A 21,789-nucleotide genomic window follows, 5' to 3' on the forward strand; every position below is an offset into this window, starting at 1 on the left:
GCCGTATCGTCCGGTTCGAGCGAGGAGGCCGCGGTGGATCTCGACACGGAGCTGGCCGAGGCGGTGGCGCCGCTGATCGGCGACGCGGCGCTGTCCGTGGCCGTGCTGGCGGACGGCGGCGGGGCCATCGCGGCGTACGGGGACACGGTGACGTACGACACCGCGAGCATCGTCAAGGTCGATGTGCTGGCCGCCCTGCTCCTCCTGGCCCAGGACGAGGGGCGTGAGCTGAACGGTGCCGAGCACGGATACGCGGCCGCGATGATCCGGCGCAGCGACAACGCGTCGGCCACCCGGCTGTGGCAGGTGATCGGCGGTGCGCAGGGGCTCGACGCGGCCAACGTCAGGCTCGGGCTGACCGCGACGACCGCCGCTCGGGCGTGGGGGCTCACACAGACCACGGCCTCCGATCAGGTGCGTCTGCTCCGGGCGGTCTTCGACCCGGACGGGCGGTCCGTGCTGTCCGCGGACGCGCGGGCGTACATGCGGGAGCTGATGGGAGAGGTCGAGGCGGACCAGCGGTGGGGGGTGTCCGCGGCGGGCACCGGCTGGTCGCTGAAGAACGGCTGGATGCCCCGGACCACGACGGGGCTGTGGGACGTCAACAGCATCGGCCGGGTCGTCGCCGGTGGGCGTGCGTATCTGGTCGCCGTGCTCTCCGGTGGGCACGCCACGAAGGAGGCGGGCATCGCACTCGTCGAGTCGGTGGCCGCGGCGGCGGTCGGAGCGGTCAGCGACGCCCGTTAGGGCCCCGGCCCTCTCTGCTCCGCCACAGGACGACGGCCAGCGCGAGCAGTACGGCGCCGAGTCCGCCGGCGGTCGGGGCCAGCCAGTTCGCCGGGCTGTCGTCCTTGGGCCGGGGGGTGGGGCCGGGGCCGAAGAACTGCTTGCCGTAGCCGGTCGCGGCGGAGCCGGGGTTCTTGGCGGTACGGATGCGTGAACCGGCCTCGATCGCGGCGGCCGGGTCGACGAGGCCGTAGCCCCGGGCGTCGTCGCGGCCGTCGGGCGGAGAGTTGCGGGCGGTGTCCGCGAGGAGGTTCTTGATCTGGGCGGGGGTGAGCGCCGGGTGGGCGGCGCGGACCAGCGCGACGGCCCCGGAGACGAACGCGGAGGCGGCGGACGTGCCCCACTCGATGTAGTAGTGGCGGTCGGGGTTGGCGACGACGATGTCGACGCCGGGTGCGCTGACGGTGGCGTACCAGCGGCGGGTGGAGAACGCGGCGTGCGTGCCGTACTTGTCGACGGCCGCGACCGCGATCACGCCGGGGTAGGCGGCCGGGTACGAGACGCGGTCGCCCTTCTCGCCGCTGTTGCCGGCCGACGCGACCACGGAGACGCCCTTGGCCAGGGCGTACTGAACGGCCGCGTCCTCGCTGGGCTCGGGGTGGGCGGACTTGCTGTCGTCGCCGAGGGAGAGGTTGATGACGTCCGCGCCGTGGTCGGTGGCCCAGCGGATGCCTTCCGCGAGGGCGGTGCCGCGGGAGGTGCGGGCCTTGGCGCGGGACGGGTCGCTGGACTCGAGGATCACCCGGCCGGGGAGGATCTTGGCCTCGGGAGCGATACCGAGGACGCCGTTGCCCCGGCCGGGGCCGCTGCCCCGGCCCGCGATGATCCCGGCCATCGCGGTGCCGTGCAGGGCCCAGGCCCGGTCGCCGCGCTCGGCGCCGAAGCCGATCAGGTCCTTGCCGGGCAGGACCTGGCCGGCGAGGTCCGGGTGGGTGGCGTCGACACCGGTGTCCAGGACGGCGACCGTGATGCCCTCGCCCTTGGTGGTCTGCCAGGCCCGGTCGGTGTGGAGCGCCTCCAGGCCCCACTGCTGGTCACGGATGCCGTCGGCGTGGGCGGGCGCGGCGGGGACCAGGGTGAACGCGGTCGCGGCGCAGGCCGCCGTGAGGGCCCGGCGGCGGCGTCCGGGCGGGCGTCGGCGGCTCATTCCGGCTGCTCCGTGAGTTCGGTGACGGTCCTGCGCAGGCCGCGTTCGACGCGGTCCGCGACGCCCTTCGCCTCGTGGCCGAGCCCGGCCTGCGCGACGGCCGTCGTCGCGCCCGTGGCCATGGCCTCGGCGGCGGGCTGGGGCGTGGTGACCGGGCGGCCGTCGGCGAAGCCGGAGACGGCGAAGACGACGACGGGCACCTCGGTCAGTACGTGGACGGTCCAGCTGGCACGCTGCCGGTCGCCGAACCCGGCGGCGACGGTGCCCGCGGGGGCGTACGTACGGGGCAGCAGGTCGGCGCGCCCGTCGAGGCGCTGGCCGGTGAACCGGGTGCTGAGGGCGCGCATGCCCTCCGCGTCGGCCTCGGTGAAGACCATGCCGACGGTGACGACGCTGCTGTTGGTCGCGTCGGTGTAGGTGGCCCGCACCATGCGTGCGCAGCCGACGGGGCGCAGCGTCTTCAGGAGCAGCGGGTCGAGGCCCTTGGCGCAGGTGCTGTCCGGGGCGACGGCGACCCGGGTCCAGACCCGGTCCGTGGCCCCGGGCCCCGCGCCGTCGCCCTTGAGGGTGGGCGGGAAGAGGGTGCCGACGGGCACGCTGTGCCAGGCCGTCCGGCCCTCGCTGTACGCGGTACGGGCGCCGGGGTCGGCCGAGGAGTCACCGGTCAGCCAGGTCCCGGTGACCGCTCCCCCGATCAGCCCGAGCCCGAGCACGACGCAGGCCGCGGCGCCCGCGGTCCGCGCGGGGTGGCGCGGCCGTACGGGACGCAGCCGGGTCGTGGTCTCCACGGGTGTCTCGGCGAAGGCGTACGGGGACGGCGCGTAGGGCTTCGGGTACGGCACCTGCGCGGACCCGGGCGCCGCGGAGAGGTCCACGGCCCCGACGGGCCTGCGCCGCGTGGCGGCGGGCGGCGCCCCGGTGGGTGCCCCGGGGCCCGCCCCGGCCGCCGGACCCGCCGAAGCAACCGGCCGCAACCGCGCGGTCGTTTCGGCGGGCGAGGGCTGCCCGGCCCGAACCGGCCCGGGCGGCGGACCGGCAGGGGCGGGGGGTTGCGCGGCCGAGGGCGGCTGGCCGGCGGGGGCGGGCGGCCGAGTGGGGGCGGGCGGGCTGCTTACAGGAGGCTTCAGCTGCTGGTGTGCGGGCGCGGGGGGCTGGGCCGGTGCGGGCGGGCTGCCCGCCGGGGGATTCTGCTGCGTCGGCGGCCGGCTCACCGGGGGGCGCTGTCCCTGCTTCGTTGCCGGAGAGGGCGGGGTGGTCGGGCGGGGTGGCACGGGAGCGCGTTGCGCTTCGGTACTCATCCGGCCCCCTGGTTCGCGTCCTCGTACCGCCCGCGGACCGCCCTCACGGGCGGGCCCGTTGGTCAGCGCGTGACCGTCACTCTACGGGTTGGCGGCTCACCGTTGGGAACGGACGCCGTGGCTCGGGGCATCTGCCCCGATCGTCCCCCTACCCAGCGGTACGGGCGTCTGGCAAGCTGCGGCCATGACTGCCCGCGCCGCTGACCGGACCCGCTACGACCGGGCCACCGCCCATCTCGACGCCCCGCTCGCCGTGGTCGATCTGGAGGCGTTCGACGCCAACGCGGACGACCTGGTGAGCCGTGCCGCCGGCAAGCCGATCCGGGTGGCGAGCAAGTCGGTGCGCTGCCGGGCCCTCCTGGAGCGGGTGCTCGCGCGCCCCGGGTTCGCCGGGATCATGTCGTTCACCCTGGCGGAGTCGCTCTGGCTGGCCCGGGCCGGTTTCGAGGACGTACTGCTGGCCTACCCGTCGGCCGACCGTGCCGCGTTCGCCGAGCTGGCCGGTGATCCGAAGCTCGCCGGGGCGGTGACCGTCATGGTCGACGATCCGTCCCAGCTGGAGCTGATCGACGCCGCGCGGGCCGGTGGGCTGGAGGAGATCCGGGTCTGTCTGGAGCTGGACACCTCGCTGCGGCTGCTGGGCGGCCGGGTCAGGATCGGGGCGCTGCGCTCCCCGCTGCGCTCGCCCGCCCAACTGGCGGAGCTGGCCCGCTCGGTGGCCCGCAGGCCGGGCTTCCGGCTGGTGGGGCTGATGGCGTACGAGGGTCATGTCGCCGGCGTCGGCGACTCCGTCGCCGGGCGGCCGCTGCGGTCACGGGCGGTCCGGCTGATGCAGGCCGCGGCCCGTAAGGAACTGGCCGCGCGGCGGGCCGAGGTCGTGCGGGCGGTGCGCGCGGTCACGCCGGACCTGGAGTTCGTGAACGGTGGCGGCACCGGCAGCGTGCAGCACACGGCGGCCGAGTCCGCGGTGACCGAGATCGCGGCGGGTTCGGGACTCTACGTACCGCGGCTGTTCGACAACTACACGTCGTTCACGGGCCGCCCGGCCGCCCTGTTCGCCCAGCCGGTGGTGCGGCGGCCCGGCGTCGGCGTGGTGACGGTGCTCGGTGGCGGCTATCCCGCGTCCGGGGCGGCGGGCCCCGACCGGCTGCCCGTCCCGTATCTGCCGGAAGGGCTGCGTTACGACCCGCAGGAGGGTCCGGGCGAGGTGCAGACCCCGCTGCTCGGCTCCCCCGCCGACGATCTGCTGATCGGCGACAAGGTGTGGTTCCGGCACGCGAAGGCCGGTGAGCTGTGCGAGCGCTTCGACGAGCTCCGGCTGATCGAGGGCGACCGGATCACGGCGACCGTCCCGACGTACCGCGGTGAGGGCCTGACCTTCCTCTGACGGGCCCGCCCCCGAGGGCTCAGGGCGCGATCGAGCTGCCCACTCCCCCACTCGTCGCGCTGTCGCCGACCGGGCGGATGCCCTTGGTGATGGTGTCCATGAGGGAGAGCGGCAGGCCGTCCTGGCCCGCGTCGAAGGCGAAGCGCACGATGACCGGCGTCTCGCTGCCCAGGGCCGAGGGGAAGACGAGGGACTGCACATAGCCACCGGGCCCCTTGCCCGTGGTGACCCGCCAGCGCACCAGATAGCCGGTACGTCCCGCCACGGTGACCGAGGTGGACGCGATTTCCTCGTGGGACCTGATGCCGCCGTGGACGCGGTCGCCGAGGGAGTTCTCCTCGTACGCGTTGTCCGCGGCGGTCTTGATGTCCGCCTTGGCCAGCGCCTCGACGGTGGTGAGATCGGTGGAGCCCACCGTGCGGCTGGTGACCGTGCCGTGGTAGCAGAAGTGTCCCGAGTCGCCGGGGCACCGGTAGGAGACGAGCGTGCGCATCGTCGTCGTCGCGTCCCCGAAGGTGTTCTCCGGCTTCTCCCAGCCCTTCGGGACGGGCAGGGTGATCCCGTTGAGCTGGTCGACGAGCACGGCCGGGTCGTCCGACGGGGTGGCACCGGGCGCCGGGGCGTCCGAGGACGCGCTGCCCGTGGGGGCCGGGGCCGAGCTGCTGGGCGCGGCCTCCGGTTTCGTGGCGCCGTCGTCCTTGCCGAGCAGGACGGCTCCGGTGACGGCAGCGGCGACGACGGCCAGGCCGGCCAGGGTCATGAGGACGATCCCGGTCCTGCCCCCGGGGCGCTGTCGCGGAGCGTGCGGGGCTCCGAACTCCGGTGGCGCGTACGCCTGGTGGGCGGCGGGAGCGGCGGCGCCGAGCGGGCGGGTGTGCGCGGTCCATGCCACGCCGTCCCACCAGCGCTCGGTACCGGGTGCCCCCGCGTCCGGATACCAGCCGGGCGGTGTCGCGTTGCTCATCCGTCCTACCTTAGGGCCCTGCCTCCGGGACCCCGGAGGCGGCGCCCTGCCGGGTGCCGAAGCGGCGTCGTCTCACTTCCCGTCCCGCGCCGGCCGGACGGCCGCCGCCCACAACGGCCTGCGCCGGCGCCGGCCGAGCGCGCGCACGGTGGGGCCGGCGTCCTTGACGGGCTCCGGAAGAATCTGGCCGTGCTCCTCGGAAGCGAGCAGGTGGTCGAACGTCCGCCACCCCTCCCACTGGCGTATGTCCGCGTCCACCTGCGGCTTGAGCGGTGCGAACCTGCCCAGCTCGAAGTCCTCGCCGTCCAGGTCGAACCAGCGCTCGCCGAAGACCTCCGTGCCCAGGCCGCCGGCCTTCCCTGTCAGACGGACGAGGATTCTCACGGACTCCGCGCCGTCCAGGCGGGTGCCCTGGATCTCGGTGATCGGCAGCGTCGGGACGGCCGCTTCGACGGGGACCCACACGGTGAAGGGCGAACCCCGGTCCATGACGAACCAGTTGCGCTCCTGGGCCGGGTTGCCCTGCTGGTCGAGTACGCGCAGGGGCTGTTTGTAGAAGACCGGCGTCCCGTCGTGCGGCGACTTGCGCAGGTACCAGAGGTAGACCCGGGCCGTCAGGTCGATGACGGTGAGGTTCTCCATCCGGTTGTAGAACCGCACGGCGATGATGCGTTCCTCGCGGCCCCGGTGCGCCTCGGCGAACTCGCGGGCGTCGGCCTGGTGCGCGTAACAGACGCTCAGCTTCTTGCGCCAGACGAAGGGGCGCATGGAGAACATCTTGATGAAGACGACACCCACCATCGTCGCCGGGACGACGGCGCCGATCACGGAAGCCGTGGTGGAGAGGAACTCCTGCGCCGTGTTGCCTTCCTGCGGCGTGATGCTGTCCGTGCCCACGCAGGCGCGCAGTGACTGCATCGTCAGGTCGATCAGCTGCGCGCCGTCTCCCAGGCGCGAGGCCTGGCCGCGCGGGGAGTCGAGTGTGAGCGTCAGTCCCACGGCGATCAGGGCCGACAGCAGGACGAGCCCGCCGATCACCAGGCCGACCAGTCCCAGGACCGTGCGCTCGGCGATCCACCAGCGCAGTGACGTCCGGAATCGCGGATGTCCCCTTCTACTGATCACCGCACGCGTCAGCATCATCAAAACGCCTCCCCCGCAAGACACTTGAGCCGCAGGGACCAATCCTAGCCGGGCCGGCATCCCGCTCGGCGGTGTGGCGCACGTCGGGGCAACCGCCCTACCGTCAGGTGTGGCAAGCTCAGCCGCGTAGGACGTCGTCAGTGAGGAGAGACAAGGTGCTGAATCGTTCACTCAAGGCCCTCGGCCTGGCGACCGTACCGGCGAAGGAGCCACTCACCTATCCCGGTCGGCCGATCGACGCGCCCTCGCTCCTCGACGACGGAGCCCTGCTGGAGCTGACGGTCGGCCAGGGGCCCGTCGAGACCTGGAACGTACTCACCGCGCAGGGTCCGGTCCCGCTCGACGCCCACCTGGAAGCGCGCGGCACGGCCCCGCTGCGGGAGCGCCACGCCGCCGTGTCGGTCGGCTCCAACGCGTCGCCCGCGCAGCTGAACAACAAGCTGGTGAGCCGCGGGCTGTCGGGCACCGTTCCGATGGTCCCCGTGCAGGCCCACGGGCTCGCGATCGGGATGTGCGCGCACATCTACCCCGCCGGGTACGTGGCGACCGCGCCGTACGCCGACAAGCGTTCCGAGCTGACCCTGGCCGTCACCTGGCTGGACGACGATCAGCTCAAGGCGGTCGACGAGACCGAGATCCCGTTCTACGAGCGCGTCCTGCTGCCCGCAGACGCCTTCCCGATGCGGCTGCCGCACGGGGAGACGCTGAAGGAGGTGCACCTGTACGCCAGCGCCATGGGTGTCCTCGCGGGCCCGGACGGCCTGCCCCGGCCCGCGCAGGCGGAGCAGGCGGCGCTCCTCCAGGACCTGCTGGAGGCCTCCCCCCGGCTCCACGCCCTCCTCGGACCCGATCCGCTGACCTGGGTGGAGCGTGCGGTCAGCCGGCCGGAGCTGCGGGAGGAAGGGACCCGGATCTTCCGGGACGAGGGGTGGGTCCTGATGCTGGACGACTTCGCCCCGTACGCCATCTCGCAGTCCTGAACGGACCGGTGCCGTGACGCGCTACAGCGCCTCGGTCGGTATATCCGGATTCCGCTTCCCCGATCTGCGGGCCGTGCTGGCCCGGGCGAGCCCGGTGCGCTCGGGCGACCAGCTCGCGGGAGTCGCGGCCGGGAGCGACGCGGAGCGCGTCGCGGCCCGGCTCGTCCTGGCGGATCTCCCGCTGCGCGTGTTCCTCGACGAGACGGTCGTGCCGTACGAGAGCGACGAGGTGACCCGCCTGATCGTGGACACGCACGACGCCGCGGCCTTCGCGCCCGTCGCCCATATGACCGTGGGCGAATTCCGCGACTGGCTGCTGTCCTACGAGACGGGCCCGGCGCAACTGTCCGCACTGGCACCCGGAGTCACTCCCGAAATGGCCGCCGCCGTCAGCAAACTGATGCGCAATCAGGATCTGATACAGGTCGCCCGGAAGTGCACGGTCGTCACGCGTTTCCGCAACACCATCGGACTGCCGGGCCGGATGTCGGTCCGTCTCCAGCCGAACCACCCCACCGACGCGCCCCGCGGGGTGGCCGCCTCCGTCCTCGACGGGCTGCTGTACGGCTGCGGTGACGCCGTGATCGGCATCAACCCCGCCACCGACTCCGTCACGGCCGCCGTCGAGCTGCTGCGGCTGACGGACGAGATCAGACAGCGGTACGCGATCCCCACCCAGACCTGTGTGCTGACGCACGTCACGAACACGATCCGGGCCATCGAGCGCGGAGCGCCCGTCGATCTGGTCTTCCAGTCCGTCGCCGGGACGGAGGCGGCGAACAGAGCCTTCGGCGTCGATCTCGCGCTCCTCGCCGAGGCCCACGCGGCGGGACGCTCCCTGAACCGTGGCGACGTGGGGGACAACCTCATGTACTTCGAGACGGGGCAGGGCAGTGCGCTCTCCTCCGACGCCCATCACGGGGTCGACCAGCAGACGCTCGAAGCGCGCGCGTACGCGGTCGCCCGCCACTTCAGCCCGCTGCTGGTGAACACCGTCGTCGGCTTCATCGGCCCCGAATACCTCTACGACGGCAAGCAGATCGTCCGGGCCGGTCTCGAGGACCACTTCTGCGGGAAGCTGCTCGGACTGCCGATGGGCTGCGACGTCTGCTACACCAACCACGCCGAGGCCGACCAGGACGACATGGACAGCCTGCTGACGCTGCTCGGCGTGGCGGGCTGCACGTTCGTCATGGGGGTGCCGGGCTCGGACGACGTCATGCTCAACTACCAGAGCACGTCCTTTCACGACGCCCTGTACGTCCGGTCGGCCCTGGGGCTGCGCCCCGCTCCCGAGTTCGAGGAGTGGATGGAGCGCATGGGCATGTTCGACAGCGAACGCCGGGTCGTCGCACCGGTCGCGCACAGCCCCCTGGCGGCCGGTCTCGACGCGCTGCTGAAGGGGAGCGGATGAGCGACGAGGCCGTTCCGGACCCGCGGGCCGGCGACGAGTCCCGCCCGGATCTGTGGGACCCGCTGCGCCGGTACACCCCGGCCAGGGTGGGTCTCGGGCGCAGCGGCGGCGCGCTTCCGGTGCGCCGTCTGCTGGAATTCCAGCTGGCCCACGCGCAGGCGCGCGACGCGGTCCACCTCCCGGTCGATTTCCGGTCCGTACGGGACTCGGCCGCCGGGCTGCCGGTCGCCGAGGTGCGCAGTGCGGCTCCGGACCGCACGACGTATCTGCGCCGGCCGGACCTCGGCAGGCGGGTGCATCCGGACGATCTCTCCCTGCTCCCGGAGCCCGGCGGCTGCGAGCTCGTCCTCGTCGTGGCGGACGGTCTCTCGGCCACGGCGGTCCACCGGCACGCGGCACCGCTGCTGGCGGAGCTCCGCCCGCGCCTCGGTGCCTTCGGTGCCGTCTCCGTCGTCCTTGCCTCGCAGGCGCGTGTCGCCATCGGGGACGAGATCGGTGAACGGGCCGGCGCACGGCTGGCCGTGGTCCTGATCGGTGAGCGGCCCGGCCTCAGCGCCGCCGACAGTCTCGGGGTCTATCTGACGTACGCGCCGCGCGTCGGCCGCCGGGACGCCGAGCGCAACTGCCTCTCCAACATCCATCCGCCGGACGGGCTCGGTTACGAGGCCGCCGCGGACGCGCTCGCCTCGCTGATGGCCCGGTCCCTGCGGCTGGGGCTGTCGGGAGTGGGCCTTCAGGGCGAGGACGGGCCGCCGCTCGATCCGTCGCTTCTCGATCCACCGCCCGTCGATCGGCCGCTTCTCGATCCACCGCCCGTCGATCCGCCGCCGTGAGCCTGGGCGGCGCGCTCGGGGTGGTGGCGAGGCCGCGTCAGGGTTCCCGGCCGGTCAGCGAGAGCAGGTCGCGGGCCGGGCCGGTCGGGCGGTGGCCGGTGGGCCAGACGGCGCGCAGCTGACGCCGGAGCCGTACGCCCGCGATGGGGACCTTGACGAGGCGGCGGGCCGACAGTTCCTCGCCGAGCGCCAGTTCGCTCAGTACGCAGGGGCCGGCGCCGCTCTCCGCCGCGCCCTTCACCGCCGTGGTCGAGGAGAGTTCCAGGAGCGGCCGTGCCAGACCGCCGTGGACGGCGAGCGCGGCGTCCAGGACCTGGCGGGTGCCTGAGCCGTACTCGCGCAGGATCAGCGGGGTCGCGGCCAGTTCCCCGGGGGTCAGGGGTGTGCGGCGGCGGGCCCAGGCGTGGCCGGGGGCGACCACGACGACGAGACGGTCGTGCGCGATGACCGTGCCGTCGAGACCTTCCGGTATCGAGAGCCCTTCCACGAATCCCAGATCGGCCTCTCCGCCGAGCAGGCGCTGCGCGACCGCGGCGGAGTTCCCGGCGAGCAGCGACACGGCCGTGCCGGGGCGTTCGGCGCGCAGCGCGATCAGCCAGCCCGGCAGCAGGTACTCGGCGATGGTCATGCTGGCCGCGACCCGGAGCCGGGAGTCCCGCCGGTCGCGCAGCGCCTGAGCGCCCGCGTCGAACGCCTCGGCCGCCTCGACGACCCTGCGGGCCCAGTCCGTGACGAGCGCGCCCGCGTCGGTCAGCCGGGAGCCGCGGGGCGAGCGGTCCAGGAGCGCGACTCCGAGCTGTCGCTCCATCGAACGGACGCGGCTGGAGGCGGCGGGCTGGGTGATGCCGACATCGCGCGCGGCACGCCCGAGGCTGCCGTGCCGGGCGACGGCGAGAAGGAGCTCCAGCGCGCCCAGGTCGGGAACCCGGTGGGACAGGGGTGTGTGCTGGGGCTGGTCACTGGACATAAAGCCAGCTTATGACCTCATAGGGCAGGGCTCCCTGGTGGGGGACGCCGCACGCCACCAGAATCGTGTCATGGCCATCTATCCGCAGACCCAGTCCCGCGCCGGCGCGTACCGCCCGGCCGCTCTCCGGCTCCCGGCCCTGCGGCACGTCGGCCCCAACTGGTACGCGACCGTCATGGGCACCGCGATCGTGGCGAGTGCGGGTGTGGCCCTGCCCGGGGACCTCGGCTGGCTGCGGGTGGCCTGCACGGTCGTGTGGGCGCTCTCGGCGGTCCTGCTCGCCGTCGTCCTCGCCGCCCGCGCCGGCCACTGGCTGCTCCACCGGGACCAGGCGCGGGCCCACCTCATGGACCCGGCCGTCGCCCCCTTCTACGGCTGTCTCTCCATGGCGCTGCTCGCGGTCGGCGGGGCCACGATGGTGGTCGGCGGGGATGTGATCGGGCATGGGGCGGCAGTCGCCGTGGACACGGTGCTGTTCGTCATCGGCACGGTGACCGGACTCGTCACCGCGGTCGTGATCCCGTATCTGATGGTCGTACGCCACCGGCCGGCCCCCGGAACGGCCTCGCCGGTCTGGCTGCTGCCGCTGGTGGCGCCCATGGTCTCCGCCGCGCTCGGCCCGCTGCTGGTGCCGGAGCTGCCCGCCGGGCAGTGGCGGGAGGCGCTGCTGCTGGCCTGTTACGCGATGTTCGGGCTGTCCCTGCTGGCGACGCTGGTGGTGCTGCCGCTGGTCTTCGGACGGCTGGTGCACCACGGGCCGCTGCCCCTGGCCCTGACGCCCGCGCTCTTCCTGGTGCTCGGTCCGCTGGGTCAGTCGACGACCGCGGTCAATCAGCTGGCCGATGTGGCGCCGGGCGCGATCGGGGCCCCGTACGCCTCCGCGTTCACCGCGTTCGCCGTGTTGTACGGGGTGCCCGTGATGGGGTTCGCGCTGCTGTGGCTGGCGCTGGCCGGCGCCATGGCCGTGCGGGCGGTGCGGGGCGGTATGACGTTCACGATGACCTGGTGGGGCTTCACCTTCCCGGTCGGTACGTGTGTCACCGGCGCTGCGGGGCTGGCCAGGCACACCGGGCTCACGGCCTTCACCTGGCTGGCCGTCGCCCTGTACGTGTTCCTCGTGACGGCCTGGACGGTGGCGGGGGCTCGGACGCTGCGGGGACTGGTCGGCGGAGCGCTGCTCGCAGCGCCGCGGGCGCCTCTGCCAGTGACGGCCCGTACCACGTGAGGAAACGCCCGTCGACGAGTGCGGCGGGCAGGTGGGGGAAGGCTTCGGGGCCGTCGTCGGCCGTGAAGCGGTACGGCTCGTCGGGCAGCACGACGAGCTCCGCGCCGGCTGCGCGCAGCTCTTCGAGAGGGATGCGCGGGTAGCGCTCCGGGTGGTCCGCGTAGACGTTGCGTACGCCGAGGCGGGCCAGGAGGTCACCGGCGAAGGTGTCGCTGCCCAGCACCATCCAGGGTCTGCGCCAGATCGGCACGATGGCGGCGCGCGGGGCCGGGGGCGGCGGGAGCGCGGCCCACACCGCCTCGGCCTCGTCGAGCCAGCGGGGCACCGCGAGCCCGCAGCCGGTGACCAGGACCCGCCGCAGCTCCTGGAATGCCTGGTCGAGCGTGCGGATCCCGGTGGTCATCACGTCGAGTCCGGCCGCGCGCAGGGCGGTCAGGTCCGCGGGCCGGTTCTCCTCCTCGTTGGCGAGGACGAGGTCGGGGCGCAGCGCGGTGATCGCCCCGACGTCGGGATTCTTGGTGCCGCCGACGCGCGCGGCCGTGAGACCGGCGGGACGGGTGCACCAGTCGGTGACGCCCACCAGCAGCCCGGGCGCGGTGACGGCGACGGCTTCGGTGAGCGAGGGGACGAGGGAGACGACGCGCACGCGCGATCAGCGCCCGTCAGCGGCGGGAGTCGAAGGTGGCGTCGATGTGCTCCGCCACCGCGACGACGAGCAGTCGGGTGCCGGGCACCGTCGCGCGCCAGCGGTGCCGCACGCCGCCGGAGAGGAACAGCGTGTCGCCGCGGTCCAGCCGGTACGCCTGCCCCTCGGCCTCCACCTCTGCGGCGCCCTCCACGACGTACATCACCTCGTCGTTGCGGTGCTGGAACTCGCGCCCGAGGTCCTGCTCGCCCGTGAACTCCAGGGCGCTGAGCTGATGGCGGCCGCGCACCACCCTGCGTACCCCGTCGCCCTCGCCGGCCCGTACGACGTCGACGGCGCGCGCCGAGTCGGCGGCGGCCCGCAGCCGGGCGGTCGTGGTCTCCAGGGCCTCCGCGACGCGGTCCAGGGACTTGGCGCTCGGCCGGGCCCGTTCGTTCTCGATCTGGCTGAGAAAGGGCACGGACAGCCCGCTGCGCGCGGCGACCACGGACAGCGTGAGTCCGAGGCTCCTGCGCCGTCGGCGGACCGCGGCACCTACCCGCGGTGTGTCCTTGTCGTCCATGTCCGGCTCCCTCCCGCCCTGGCCATCCTCCCGGCTGCCAGCACCCTACGCATGTCGTTCGCGGTATGGCGCCGAAGCGAATGGAGGGAAACCTACCGGGGAGTGACCGGAAGTACACCGAAAGGGACGGCCCCGGTGCGATTCCGGGGCCGTCCCTTTCGTGTCGTGCGGGGTGAGATCAGCTTCGCGTGGTGCGGAGCGGAATCAGCTGCCGACAGGCGCCAGCTCGTCGATCACGCCCGGGTTGGCGTCCATCCAGTGCCGGGCGGACTCCTTCTCCTTGCCCGCACCGCCCTTCTGGATCTCCACCTCCAGCGAGGCGAGCTGCGCCTCGCTGAGCTTGAACTCCTTCAGCCAGCCGGTCAGCTCGGGGAACTCCTTGGGGAAGTCCTTCTTGGCGACCGTGTGGATCTGCTCGCCCTTGCCCCAGGCACCCTTCGGGTCCTTGAGCTTCTTCAGGTCGTGCTTGCCGTAGGCCCAGTGCGGCGACCACAGGGTCACCACGACGGGCTCCTTCTTCTTGATCGACCGGTTGAGCTCGGCCAGCATCGACGAGGTGCTGGACGAGACGACCTCGTACTCGCCCTCCAGGCCGTACTCCTTGAGGACCTTCTTGTTCAGCGTGCCCATCATCCCGGCGCTCGACTCGATGCCGATGATCTTGCCGTTGAACTTCTTGCCCTGACCCTTGAGGTCGTCGAGCGAGTCGATGCCCTTGACGTACGAGGGGACGCTCAGCTCCAGCGAGGTCGGCCCGTACCAGGAACCGAGATCGGTGAGGTCGTTCTTGTAGCGGTCCCAGTAGTCCTTGTGCGTGGTCGGCAGCCAGGAGTCGAACTGGACGTCCATCTGCCCCTGCGCGAGACCGGTGTACAGCGGTCCGGGGTCGAGCTGCTTGACCGTCGTCCGGTACCCGCGGTCCTCCAGCATGTTCTGCCAGAGGTACGTGCTGGCGATGGCCTCGTCCCAGGGGAAGTAGCCCAGGTCGACGGTCTTGCCCGCGTCCTTGCCCTGTGCCGTGCCTCCGGCACCGGCGGGCAGCGGCGCGAGCTTGTCGACGAGGCCGGGGTTCTTCTTCAGCCAGGCGCGGACGCCGTCCTGCTCCTTGCCCTGGCCGGCTCCCTGGATCTCGTTCTCCAGGCTGGTGAGCTGCTCCTCGGTGAGCTTGAACTTCTTCAGCCAGTCGGCGACGGGGGGAGCCTTCTTGGCGAAGCCCTTGTGCGCGACGGTGTGGATGTCCTCGCCCTTGCCCCAGGCACCCTTCGGGTCCTTGAGCTTCTTCAGGTCGTGCTTGCCGTAGGCCCAGTGCGGCGACCACAGGGTCACCACGACGGGCTCCTTCTTCTTGATGGAGGCGTTCAGCTCGGCCAGCATCGAGGAGGTGCTGGAGGAGACGACCTCGTACTCGCCCTCCAGGCCGTACTCCTTGAGGACCTTCTTGTTCAGCGTGCCCATCATCCCGGCGCTGGCCTCGATGCCGATGATCTTGCCGTTGAACTTCTTGCCCTGACCCTTGAGGTCGTCGAGGGAGTCGATGCCCTTGACGTACGAGGGGACGCTCAGCTCCAGCGAGGTCGGCCCGTACCAGGAACCGAGATCGTCCAGCTTGTCGCTGTACTTCTCCCAGTAGTCCTTGTGCGTCGTCGGCAGCCAGGAGTCTGTCTGGAAGTCGATGTCCCCGCGGGCGACACCGGAGTAGAGCGGACCGGCGTCGAGCTGCTTGATGTCCGTCGTGTAGCCGCGCTGCTCCAGGAGTTCCTTCCAGAGGAAGGTGGAGGCGATGCCCTCGTCCCACGGGATGTAGCCCAGGTTGATCTTCTGGCCCTGGCCGACGTTCGTACCGTCCGCCTGCGCGCCCTCGTCGTTGTCGGAGCCCACGAGGTTCAGGCCGCCGGCGACGAGCGCCAGGACGACCACACCGACCATCGCGACCGCGGTGCCCGGCTTGTAGTGCGTGAACTTGAGGCGGCGCGCCCCTGCGGCGGCCTTGGCGGCGGCCCGGCGCCCGAGGGGGGAGACCCGCTCGTTGAGCGCTCCAGTCATCCGGTCCAGGTACATGGCGAGGATGACGACGGCGATACCGCTCTCGGCGGCCAGGCCGACCTGGAGCTGGGTGATCGCGGCGTACACCTTCTCGCCGAGACCGCCGGCTCCGGCCATACCGCCGATGACGACCATCGACAGTGCCAGCATGATGACCTGGTTGATACCGGCCATGATCGTCGGCAGGGCGAGCGGCAGCTGCACCCGGGTCAGGGTGTCCCGGGGCGTGGTGCCGAACGCCGCGGCCGCCTCGACCAGTTCGCCGTCGACCTGGCGGATGCCGAGCTCCGTCATGCGTACGCCGGGCGGCATCGCGAACACGATGGTGGCGATCACGCCGGGGGTGACACCGACGCCGAAGAACATGACGCCGGGGATCAGATAGACGAAGGCCGGCATCGTCTGCATGACGTCGAGCACCGGTCGCAGCGTGGCGCTGACCTTGTTGTTGCGCGCGGCCCAGATACCCATGGGCACCGCGATCACGATGGTGATGACGGCTGCCACGACGACCAGTGACAGGGTCGCCATCGCCTCGTCCCAGAGGGCGAGGGAGTCGATCAGGGCGAAGCCCACGAAGGTGAGCGCGGCCGGCACGACACCGCGCAGCCAGAAGGCCAGGACGGCGAAGATGCCCGCCATGAGGAGCGGTTCACCGCCGCCGAGCACCGCGTTGACGCCGTCGTACATGCCGCCGAGTACGGCCTTGATGGCGTCGAAGATCCACGTCAGGTTCGACTGCAGCCAGTCGACGGCGTTCTCGACCCATTCGCCGAAGGTGAACCTAGGCACCGGCGGTCACCTTCTTGACGTCACGCGGAGCGGGGAGCACCGTCTCGATCTGCGGTTCCTCGCCGAGGGCGGCGAGGAGCCGGTTGCGGGGTACGACGCCGATGACGTCGCCCTCCGCGTCGGTGACGGCCACGGCGACGCCACTGGTGGAACACGGGGTGAAGAGCTCGGCGATCGGCGTCTCGGCGGACACCGTCGCGGGCGCGTCGGCCAGCAGTTCGGCGTCGGAGCGGCCCTTCTCCGGCTGCTCCATGATCGAACCGGCGGTGAGCACGCGCGAGCGGTCGACGTCCTGGATGAAGGAGGCGACGTAGTCGTTGGCCGGGCGCACGAGGATGTCCTCTGCGGTGCCCTGCTGCACGATCTTCCCGTCGCGCATCACGGCGATCCGGTCACCGAGGCGCATGGCCTCGTTGAGGTCGTGCGTGATGAAGACGATGGTCTTCTTGAGCCGCTTCTGGAGTTCGAGGAGCTGGCTCTGCATGTCGCGGCGGATCAGCGGGTCCAGCGCGCTGAAGGACTCGTCCATCAGGAGCAGGTCGGCGTCCGTGGCGAGCGCGCGGGCCAGGCCGACGCGCTGCTGCATACCGCCGGACAGCTCGTCGGGCCAGGACTTCTCCCAGCCGGCGAGGCCGGTCATCTCCAGCGCCTCGGCGGCACGCTTCTCACGCTCGGCGCGCGGGACACCCTGCACTTCGAGGCCGTACGCGGCGTTCTCCAGGACGCTCCTGTGCGGGAAGAGCGCGAAGTGCTGGAAGACCATGCTGATCTTCGTGGAGCGGACCTTGCGCAGCTCACGGGGGCTCAGGGCCGTCAGGTCCTGGCCGTCGAAGAGCACACGTCCGGCTGTGGGGTCGAGCAGTCCGTTGAGCATCCGCAGCAACGTGGACTTGCCGGACCCGGACAGACCCATCACGACAAAGATCTGGCCCGGTTCCACGGTGAACGATGCGTCGATCACCGCTGCGGTCGTTCCGTCGGCGCGCAGCTCGTCGCGGTCCGTGCCGCTTTCCAGCTTCTGCACGGCTTGATCGGGTCGTCTGCCGAACACCTTGTACAGGTGCTCAGCTTGCAGCCTTGACACATACACCTCACGCGTTGAACCGAAAACGGTCTGCCACCCCCGCCGGCAGACCGTGGAGCGGTGCGGATTCGGTCCGCACTGCACGTGCATTGGTTGAAAATGCGACGTGGTCCGCTCCGGTGGCGCGTCTGCCCGCACTTACGCAACCCAAACACGAGAGTGACCCAGTTCACTTTTATCCCCGGTTCACTCGGGAACCGCACAGCCCCGGCCGGTCACCGCGCGTGTCAGTGGCGTGCGGCATCATCGGGGTGTGACGCGACGCCTGATGCTCCTCGACACCGCCTCCCTCTACTACCGCGCCTATTTCGGCGTTCCGGACTCGGTGCGCGCACCGGACGGCACACCGGTCAACGCCGTGCGCGGACTGCTCGACTTCATCGGCCGGCTGGTGCAGGACCACCGGCCGGACGATCTGGTCGCCTGCATGGACGCCGACTGGCGGCCCCACTGGCGGGTCGAGCTGATCCCCACCTACAAGGCGCACCGGGTGGCGGTGGAGACGCCCGCGGGGGTGGCCGACGAGGAGGACACCCCCGACACGCTGGCCCCGCAGGTCCCGATCATCGAGGACGTCCTCGACGCCCTCGGGATCGCCCGGGTCGGCGTCGCTCCATACGAGGCGGACGACGTGATCGGCACGCTGACGGGGCTGGCGGCGGGACCCGTGGACATCGTCACGGGCGACCGGGACCTCTACCAGCTGGTCGACGACGCCCGGCAGGTGCGGGTGCTCTACCCGCTGAAGGGCGTCGGCTCGCTCCAGGTGACCGACGAGGCGTGGCTGCGCGAGAAGTACGGGGTGGACGGCTCCGGCTATGTCGATCTGGCGCTGCTCCGGGGCGACCCGAGCGACGGGCTGCCCGGCGTCCCCGGCATCGGCGAGAAGACGGCCGCGAAGCTGCTGGACGCCTTCGGTGACCTGGCCGGGATCATGGCCGCGGTCGACGACCCGGCCGCCCGGCTCACCCCCTCGCAGCGCAAGCGCCTGGACGAGGCGAGGGATTACGTGGCGGTCGCGCCGAAGGTCGTCCGGGTCGCCGCCGACGTGCCCCTGCCCCCGTTCGACCCGGCCCTGCCGCGCGAGCCGCGGGACCCGGCCGCCCTCGAAGCACTCGCTGAACAGTGGGGGCTGGGCGGCGCCCTGATGCGCCTGCTCTCCACACTCCGGAGCTGAGGTGCTAGCTTAGGTAAGCCTAAGTATTCGGACACAGGGAGACCCTCGTGGCAGATCGACCGGCACGCCAGGCGCCCAGGACCCAGGGAGCCCAGGTACTGCGCACCGAGCAGATCACCCCGCACATGGTGCGGGTGGTGCTCGGCGGTGACGGTCTCGCCGATTTCACGCTCTCCGGGTTCACCGACCACTACATCAAGCTGTGCTTCGCGCCCGAGGGTGCGGAGTACGCGCACCCCTTCGACATGGCCGCCATTCGCGAGGAGTTCCCCCGCGAGCTGTGGCCGACCACGCGCACCTACACGGTGCGGGCCTGGGACCCGGTCGCCCGGGAGCTGACGGTCGACTTCGTGGTGCACGGCGACGAGGGCCTCGCCGGTCCGTGGGCGATGCGCGCCGCCCCGGGCGACCAGGTGACGTTCCTGGGACCCGGCGGGGGCTACGGGCCGGACGCGTCGGCGGACTGGCACCTGCTGGCCGGCGACGAGAGCGCGCTTCCCGCGATCGCCGCGAGCCTGGAGCAGATGCCCGCGGGCGCGGTGGTCCGCGCGTTCGTCGAGGTGGCGGACGCTTCGGAGGAGCAGAAGATCGTGACACCGGACGGCGTGGCCGTCACATGGCTGCACCGCGGTGACCGTCCGGTCGGCGAGGCCCTGACCGCGGCGGTGAAGGCCCTGGAATTCCCCGCGGGCGAGGTCCAGGCGTTCGTGCACGGTGAGGCAGGCTTCGTGAAGGAGATCCGCCGCCATCTGCGCCTGGAGCGGCAGATCCCGCTCTCGCGGCTGTCGATCTCCGGTTACTGGCGCGCGGGCCAGAACGACGACGCCTGGCGCGCGGTCAAGCGCGAGTGGAACGAGCAGGTGGAGCGCGAGCAGGAGAGCGCCGCGTAACACGCGGGCACAGGAACCCCGGTCACCGTCCTGGACGGTGACCGGGGTTCAGCCGTTTCCGGGGCGCCGACTCAAGCCGGGGCCTCCCCCAGGCCCAGCCGTTTCCGGGGCAGCTGCCTCAGCCCGGGCCTCCCCCAGGTCCAGCCGTTTCCGGGGCGCCGGCCTCAGGCCGGTCCTCCCCGGCCTCCCCGTAGGCCCGCGCCGACGCGTCCACGTGCGCGAGCCGTCTCAGCGCGCCGAACATCGCCTCGCCCAGCACCGTGCCGACGACCACGCTCTCCACCAGATCCTCGCGAGCCACCCGCCGCCCCACGTAATCCAGGTCGGCCCGGGCGACCGGCTCGGCGGCGGCCGCGTAGTCGTCGAGCAGTTCGACGAACCCCCCGTGCCCGGCCTGCCGCAGCGCGACGAGCACGGTGGCCAGGCTCTCGCCGGCGGGCCCGGCCGCCTCGCACTTCCAGCCTCGCCGCTCCACGAGCTCCGCCACCTCCTCCCGGGCGTCCTCCAGCTCGGGCCCCGGCTCGCTCCCCTCCAGCGGCGCGATCCGTTTGGCCGCGACCCCCAGCACCTTGTGCACCGGCTGCTCGGGATCGTCGATGGACGCGAGCACGTCCCCGATCGCGGAGAGCGAGAGCCCGCCGACGTCGAGCAAGGCGCGGATCAGCTTCAGTCTGCGCTCGTGCCCGGAGTCGTACGTCGCCTGATTCGGGCTGGTCAACTGCCCCGGGGGCAGCAGCCCTTCCCGTACGTAGAACTTGATCGTCGGCACCGGAACCCCAGACCTGCGACTCAACTCGCCGATGCGCACCGCGTGTTCCTCCTTCCGCCCTTGCCAACCAGGAAGCCCATAGTAGATAGTTCCACTACCGGATAGCAGACAGTTCCACTATCCATAATGACTCTTGATCCTCAACGGGGGTATCCCTATGACGTCCTGGCGTTCCTGGCACCGTCCCTTAGTCCTGTTCGCGGCGGCGATGGTCGTGACGGCGTTCATCGCCGGCATCGGGATCCTGGTCGACGACCGGGTCCTCGTGGGCTCGCCGATCTGGGCGAAACCCTTCAAGTTCGCCGTCTCGTTCACGGCGTACGCGCTGTCGCTCGCCTGGATGCTGACGCTGCTCACGCGCGGCCGTCGCGTCGGCCGGTGGGCCGGGAACGTGGTGGTGCTGACCAGCCTGGTGGAGATGGCGCTCATCATCACGCAGGCGGTGCGCGGACAGCGCATCCACTTCAATCACGCGACTCCGTTCGACAGCGCCTTGTACAACGCGATGGCCATCACCGTCGTGATCCTCTGGGCCGGCACCCTCGTCATCGCGGTCCTCCTGACGCGGGCCCGGATGGCGGACCCCGCCTCGGCCTGGGTCATCCGTGCGGGCATCGTCATCGCTCTGGCGGGAGCCGCCCTCGGCTTCCTGATGACCCAGCCGACGGCCGAGCAGCGGGCCGCGGGTGATCTCGACACGGCCGACGTGATCGGCGCGCACGCGGTCGGCGTGCCGGACGGCGGCCCCTCGATGCCCCTCACCGGCTGGTCGACGACCGGCGGCGACCTGCGTATCCCGCACTTCGTGGGGATGCACGCACTCCAACTGCTCCCGCTCCTCCTGCTGGTGCTGGCAGCACTCGCGGCCCGTCTTCCCCGGCTGGCCGACCCACGGGTCCGGCTGCGCCTGGTGCTCGTCGGCTCCGGGGCGTACGCGGCCGTCGTCGCCCTGCTCACCTGGCAGGCGCTGCGTGGTCAGCCGCTGATCCACCCGGACGGAGCGACGCTCGCCGCCGCGGCCCTGGTCCTGGCCGCCACCGCCGCCGGGGCGTACGCGGCGCTGCGGCCGGCCCCCGTACGACCCGGAAGCGCCGGCCACAGCCCGGCCGAGAAGGAGCTCCTGACATGACCGGCGCACTCTTCGAAATCGCGTTCCTGCTGGCAGCGCCCTTCTGGCTGCTCATGATCCTCGCGCCGCGCTGGAAGCACACGGCGCGCATCGCCGCCTCCCCGCTCACGGTCCTGCCGGTGCTTGCCGTCTACCTCACCATGGCCGTGCCGGTCTTCCCCGAACTGTGGGCGGCGGTGCGCAGTCCCGACATCGACACGTTCCGCGAGCTGACGGCCCTGGCGAACGGCGCGGGCGCGATCTGGGCGCAGGTCATCGCCTGGGATCTGCTGCTGGGTCAGTGGATGTATCTGGAAGGGCGCCGGCTGAACGTCTCCCCGCTGGTGATGGGCCCTCTGCTGGTGCTGACGGTTCTGCTCTCGCCGTTCGGCCTTCTGATCTTCCTGGCCCTGCGCGCGGCCCGGACCCGGGCCGGGAAGGCGGCTGCCGCCCGTACGGCGCCCGGCGGACACGGCCTCGCGGACCCCCGGGAGCGTGGAAGAATTTCCGCGGACTGACCAATCCGCGCGGGCTGCGGCTCCGAATCACACCGGGGAACCGATGCGCCCACTTG

Annotated in this window: 19 protein-coding genes and 1 pseudogene; 10 read left to right on the plus strand and 10 right to left on the minus strand. The window is 72.0% G+C overall.

Features of this window, described 5'->3' with window-relative positions; all coding sequences use genetic code 11:
* Positions 1 to 33: 33 nt before the first annotated feature.
* On the plus strand, positions 34 to 747 hold the full coding sequence (locus AC07FA_RS21645; protein ID WP_479077516.1) for a serine hydrolase: 714 nt from the start codon (positions 34 to 36) through the stop codon (positions 745 to 747).
* Here AC07FA_RS21645 and mycP read toward each other — a convergent pair.
* Positions 731 to 1,933, minus strand: a complete 1,203-nt coding sequence (gene mycP, locus AC07FA_RS21650; RefSeq protein ID WP_479077518.1) for a type VII secretion-associated serine protease mycosin — start codon at positions 1,931 to 1,933, stop codon at positions 731 to 733. The genes AC07FA_RS21645 and mycP overlap by 17 nt on opposite strands.
* Positions 1,930 to 2,808, minus strand: a complete 879-nt coding sequence (locus AC07FA_RS21655) for a hypothetical protein (RefSeq protein ID WP_479077519.1) — start codon at positions 2,806 to 2,808, stop codon at positions 1,930 to 1,932. The genes mycP and AC07FA_RS21655 overlap by 4 nt, the downstream gene beginning before the upstream one ends.
* Positions 2,809 to 3,415: 607 nt before the next feature.
* Between AC07FA_RS21655 and AC07FA_RS21660 the strand changes: the two genes are divergently transcribed.
* Positions 3,416 to 4,618 carry an amino acid deaminase/aldolase gene (locus AC07FA_RS21660; RefSeq protein WP_479077520.1) on the plus strand — a complete coding sequence of 401 codons (1,203 nt, stop codon included), beginning with the start codon at positions 3,416 to 3,418 and terminating at the stop codon, positions 4,616 to 4,618.
* Between the two features lie 19 nt (positions 4,619 to 4,637).
* Here AC07FA_RS21660 and AC07FA_RS21665 read toward each other — a convergent pair whose 3' ends face one another.
* Positions 4,638 to 5,582, minus strand: coding sequence for a DUF2510 domain-containing protein (locus AC07FA_RS21665; protein WP_479077522.1), 945 nt, complete (start codon positions 5,580 to 5,582; stop codon positions 4,638 to 4,640).
* Positions 5,583 to 5,654: 72 nt separating this feature from the next.
* Complete coding sequence (locus AC07FA_RS21670; RefSeq protein WP_479077524.1) at positions 5,655 to 6,725, minus strand: hypothetical protein; 1,071 nt, start codon at positions 6,723 to 6,725, stop codon at positions 5,655 to 5,657.
* Between the two features lie 155 nt (positions 6,726 to 6,880).
* On the opposite strand from AC07FA_RS21670, the gene AC07FA_RS21675 reads away from it, so the two are divergent.
* The 3 genes from AC07FA_RS21675 to eutC are packed head-to-tail and all read left to right on the plus strand — an operon-like array spanning position 6,881 to position 9,952.
* Positions 6,881 to 7,705, plus strand: coding sequence for a hypothetical protein (locus AC07FA_RS21675; RefSeq protein ID WP_479077525.1), 825 nt, complete (start codon positions 6,881 to 6,883; stop codon positions 7,703 to 7,705).
* Positions 7,706 to 7,718: 13 nt separating this feature from the next.
* Positions 7,719 to 9,119 carry an ethanolamine ammonia-lyase subunit EutB gene (locus AC07FA_RS21680; RefSeq protein ID WP_479077526.1) on the plus strand — a complete coding sequence of 467 codons (1,401 nt, stop codon included), beginning with the start codon at positions 7,719 to 7,721 and terminating at the stop codon, positions 9,117 to 9,119.
* Positions 9,116 to 9,952, plus strand: coding sequence for an ethanolamine ammonia-lyase subunit EutC (gene eutC / locus AC07FA_RS21685; RefSeq protein ID WP_479077527.1), 837 nt, complete (start codon positions 9,116 to 9,118; stop codon positions 9,950 to 9,952). The genes AC07FA_RS21680 and eutC overlap by 4 nt, the downstream gene beginning before the upstream one ends.
* Before the next feature lie 37 nt (positions 9,953 to 9,989).
* On the opposite strand, the gene AC07FA_RS21690 is transcribed toward eutC, so the two are convergent.
* Positions 9,990 to 10,919, minus strand: a complete 930-nt coding sequence (locus AC07FA_RS21690) for a LysR family transcriptional regulator (RefSeq protein WP_479077528.1) — start codon at positions 10,917 to 10,919, stop codon at positions 9,990 to 9,992.
* A gap of 175 nt (positions 10,920 to 11,094) precedes the next feature.
* Here AC07FA_RS21690 and AC07FA_RS21695 point away from each other — a divergent pair.
* Positions 11,095 to 12,012: pseudogene (locus AC07FA_RS21695) on the plus strand (TDT family transporter); the annotation flags it as partial.
* On the opposite strand, the gene AC07FA_RS21700 reads toward AC07FA_RS21695, so the two are convergent.
* The 4 genes from AC07FA_RS21700 to AC07FA_RS21715 form a co-directional block, all read right to left on the minus strand.
* Complete coding sequence (locus AC07FA_RS21700) at positions 12,002 to 12,790, minus strand: helical backbone metal receptor (protein WP_479077530.1); 789 nt, start codon at positions 12,788 to 12,790, stop codon at positions 12,002 to 12,004. The pseudogene AC07FA_RS21695 and the gene AC07FA_RS21700 overlap by 11 nt on opposite strands.
* A 16-nt stretch (positions 12,791 to 12,806) precedes the next feature.
* Positions 12,807 to 13,352 carry a helix-turn-helix domain-containing protein gene (locus AC07FA_RS21705; RefSeq protein ID WP_479077532.1) on the minus strand — a complete coding sequence of 182 codons (546 nt, stop codon included), beginning with the start codon at positions 13,350 to 13,352 and terminating at the stop codon, positions 12,807 to 12,809.
* Between the two features lie 204 nt (positions 13,353 to 13,556).
* Positions 13,557 to 16,187 (minus strand): ABC transporter permease/substrate binding protein, encoded by a 2,631-nt coding sequence (locus AC07FA_RS21710; RefSeq protein WP_479077533.1) that lies wholly within the window; start codon positions 16,185 to 16,187, stop codon positions 13,557 to 13,559.
* The gene (locus tag AC07FA_RS21715; RefSeq protein ID WP_479077535.1) at positions 16,180 to 17,271 is read right to left on the minus strand and encodes a quaternary amine ABC transporter ATP-binding protein; all 1,092 of its coding nucleotides are present in this window, start codon (positions 17,269 to 17,271) and stop codon (positions 16,180 to 16,182) included. The genes AC07FA_RS21710 and AC07FA_RS21715 overlap by 8 nt, the downstream gene beginning before the upstream one ends.
* Before the next feature lie 268 nt (positions 17,272 to 17,539).
* Between AC07FA_RS21715 and AC07FA_RS21720 the strand changes: the two genes are divergently transcribed.
* Both AC07FA_RS21720 and AC07FA_RS21725 read left to right on the plus strand, forming a co-directional pair.
* A complete protein-coding gene (locus AC07FA_RS21720) occupies positions 17,540 to 18,448 on the plus strand; it encodes a 5'-3' exonuclease (RefSeq protein WP_479077788.1) in 909 nt (302 codons plus the stop codon).
* A gap of 47 nt (positions 18,449 to 18,495) precedes the next feature.
* The gene (locus tag AC07FA_RS21725) at positions 18,496 to 19,338 is read left to right on the plus strand and encodes a siderophore-interacting protein (protein WP_479077536.1); all 843 of its coding nucleotides are present in this window, start codon (positions 18,496 to 18,498) and stop codon (positions 19,336 to 19,338) included.
* 118 nt (positions 19,339 to 19,456) lie between these two features.
* Here the strand turns inward: AC07FA_RS21725 and AC07FA_RS21730 are convergent, their stop codons facing one another.
* Entirely contained in the window at positions 19,457 to 20,107 is a 651-nt protein-coding gene (locus AC07FA_RS21730) for a MerR family transcriptional regulator (RefSeq protein WP_479077538.1), read from the minus strand.
* A 157-nt stretch (positions 20,108 to 20,264) separates the two neighbouring features.
* On the opposite strand from AC07FA_RS21730, the gene AC07FA_RS21735 reads away from it, so the two are divergent.
* Complete coding sequence (locus AC07FA_RS21735; RefSeq protein WP_479077539.1) at positions 20,265 to 21,236, plus strand: hypothetical protein; 972 nt, start codon at positions 20,265 to 20,267, stop codon at positions 21,234 to 21,236.
* Entirely contained in the window at positions 21,233 to 21,733 is a 501-nt protein-coding gene (locus AC07FA_RS21740; RefSeq protein WP_479077540.1) for an ABA4-like family protein, read from the plus strand. The genes AC07FA_RS21735 and AC07FA_RS21740 overlap by 4 nt, the downstream gene beginning before the upstream one ends.
* Positions 21,734 to 21,789 lie beyond the last annotated feature (56 nt).

This window comes from Streptomyces sp. NPDC045968 (assembly GCF_056430475.1).

Bases quoted from the DNA above. Each gene is read 5' to 3' on its own strand.
- mycP (WP_479077518.1), bottom strand. From the start codon at position 1,933: ATGAGCCGCCGACGCCCGCCCGGACGCCGCCGCCGGGCCCTCACGGCG.
- AC07FA_RS21660 (WP_479077520.1), top strand. From the start codon at position 3,416: ATGACTGCCCGCGCCGCTGACCGGACCCGCTACGACCGGGCCACCGCC.
- AC07FA_RS21665 (WP_479077522.1), bottom strand. From the start codon at position 5,582: ATGAGCAACGCGACACCGCCCGGCTGGTATCCGGACGCGGGGGCACCC.
- AC07FA_RS21670 (WP_479077524.1), bottom strand. From the start codon at position 6,725: ATGATGCTGACGCGTGCGGTGATCAGTAGAAGGGGACATCCGCGATTC.
- eutC (WP_479077527.1), top strand. From the start codon at position 9,116: ATGAGCGACGAGGCCGTTCCGGACCCGCGGGCCGGCGACGAGTCCCGC.
- AC07FA_RS21690 (WP_479077528.1), bottom strand. From the start codon at position 10,919: ATGTCCAGTGACCAGCCCCAGCACACACCCCTGTCCCACCGGGTTCCC.
- AC07FA_RS21705 (WP_479077532.1), bottom strand. From the start codon at position 13,352: ATGGACGACAAGGACACACCGCGGGTAGGTGCCGCGGTCCGCCGACGG.
- AC07FA_RS21720 (WP_479077788.1), top strand. From the start codon at position 17,540: ATGCTCCTCGACACCGCCTCCCTCTACTACCGCGCCTATTTCGGCGTT.
- AC07FA_RS21735 (WP_479077539.1), top strand. From the start codon at position 20,265: ATGACGTCCTGGCGTTCCTGGCACCGTCCCTTAGTCCTGTTCGCGGCG.
- AC07FA_RS21740 (WP_479077540.1), top strand. From the start codon at position 21,233: ATGACCGGCGCACTCTTCGAAATCGCGTTCCTGCTGGCAGCGCCCTTC.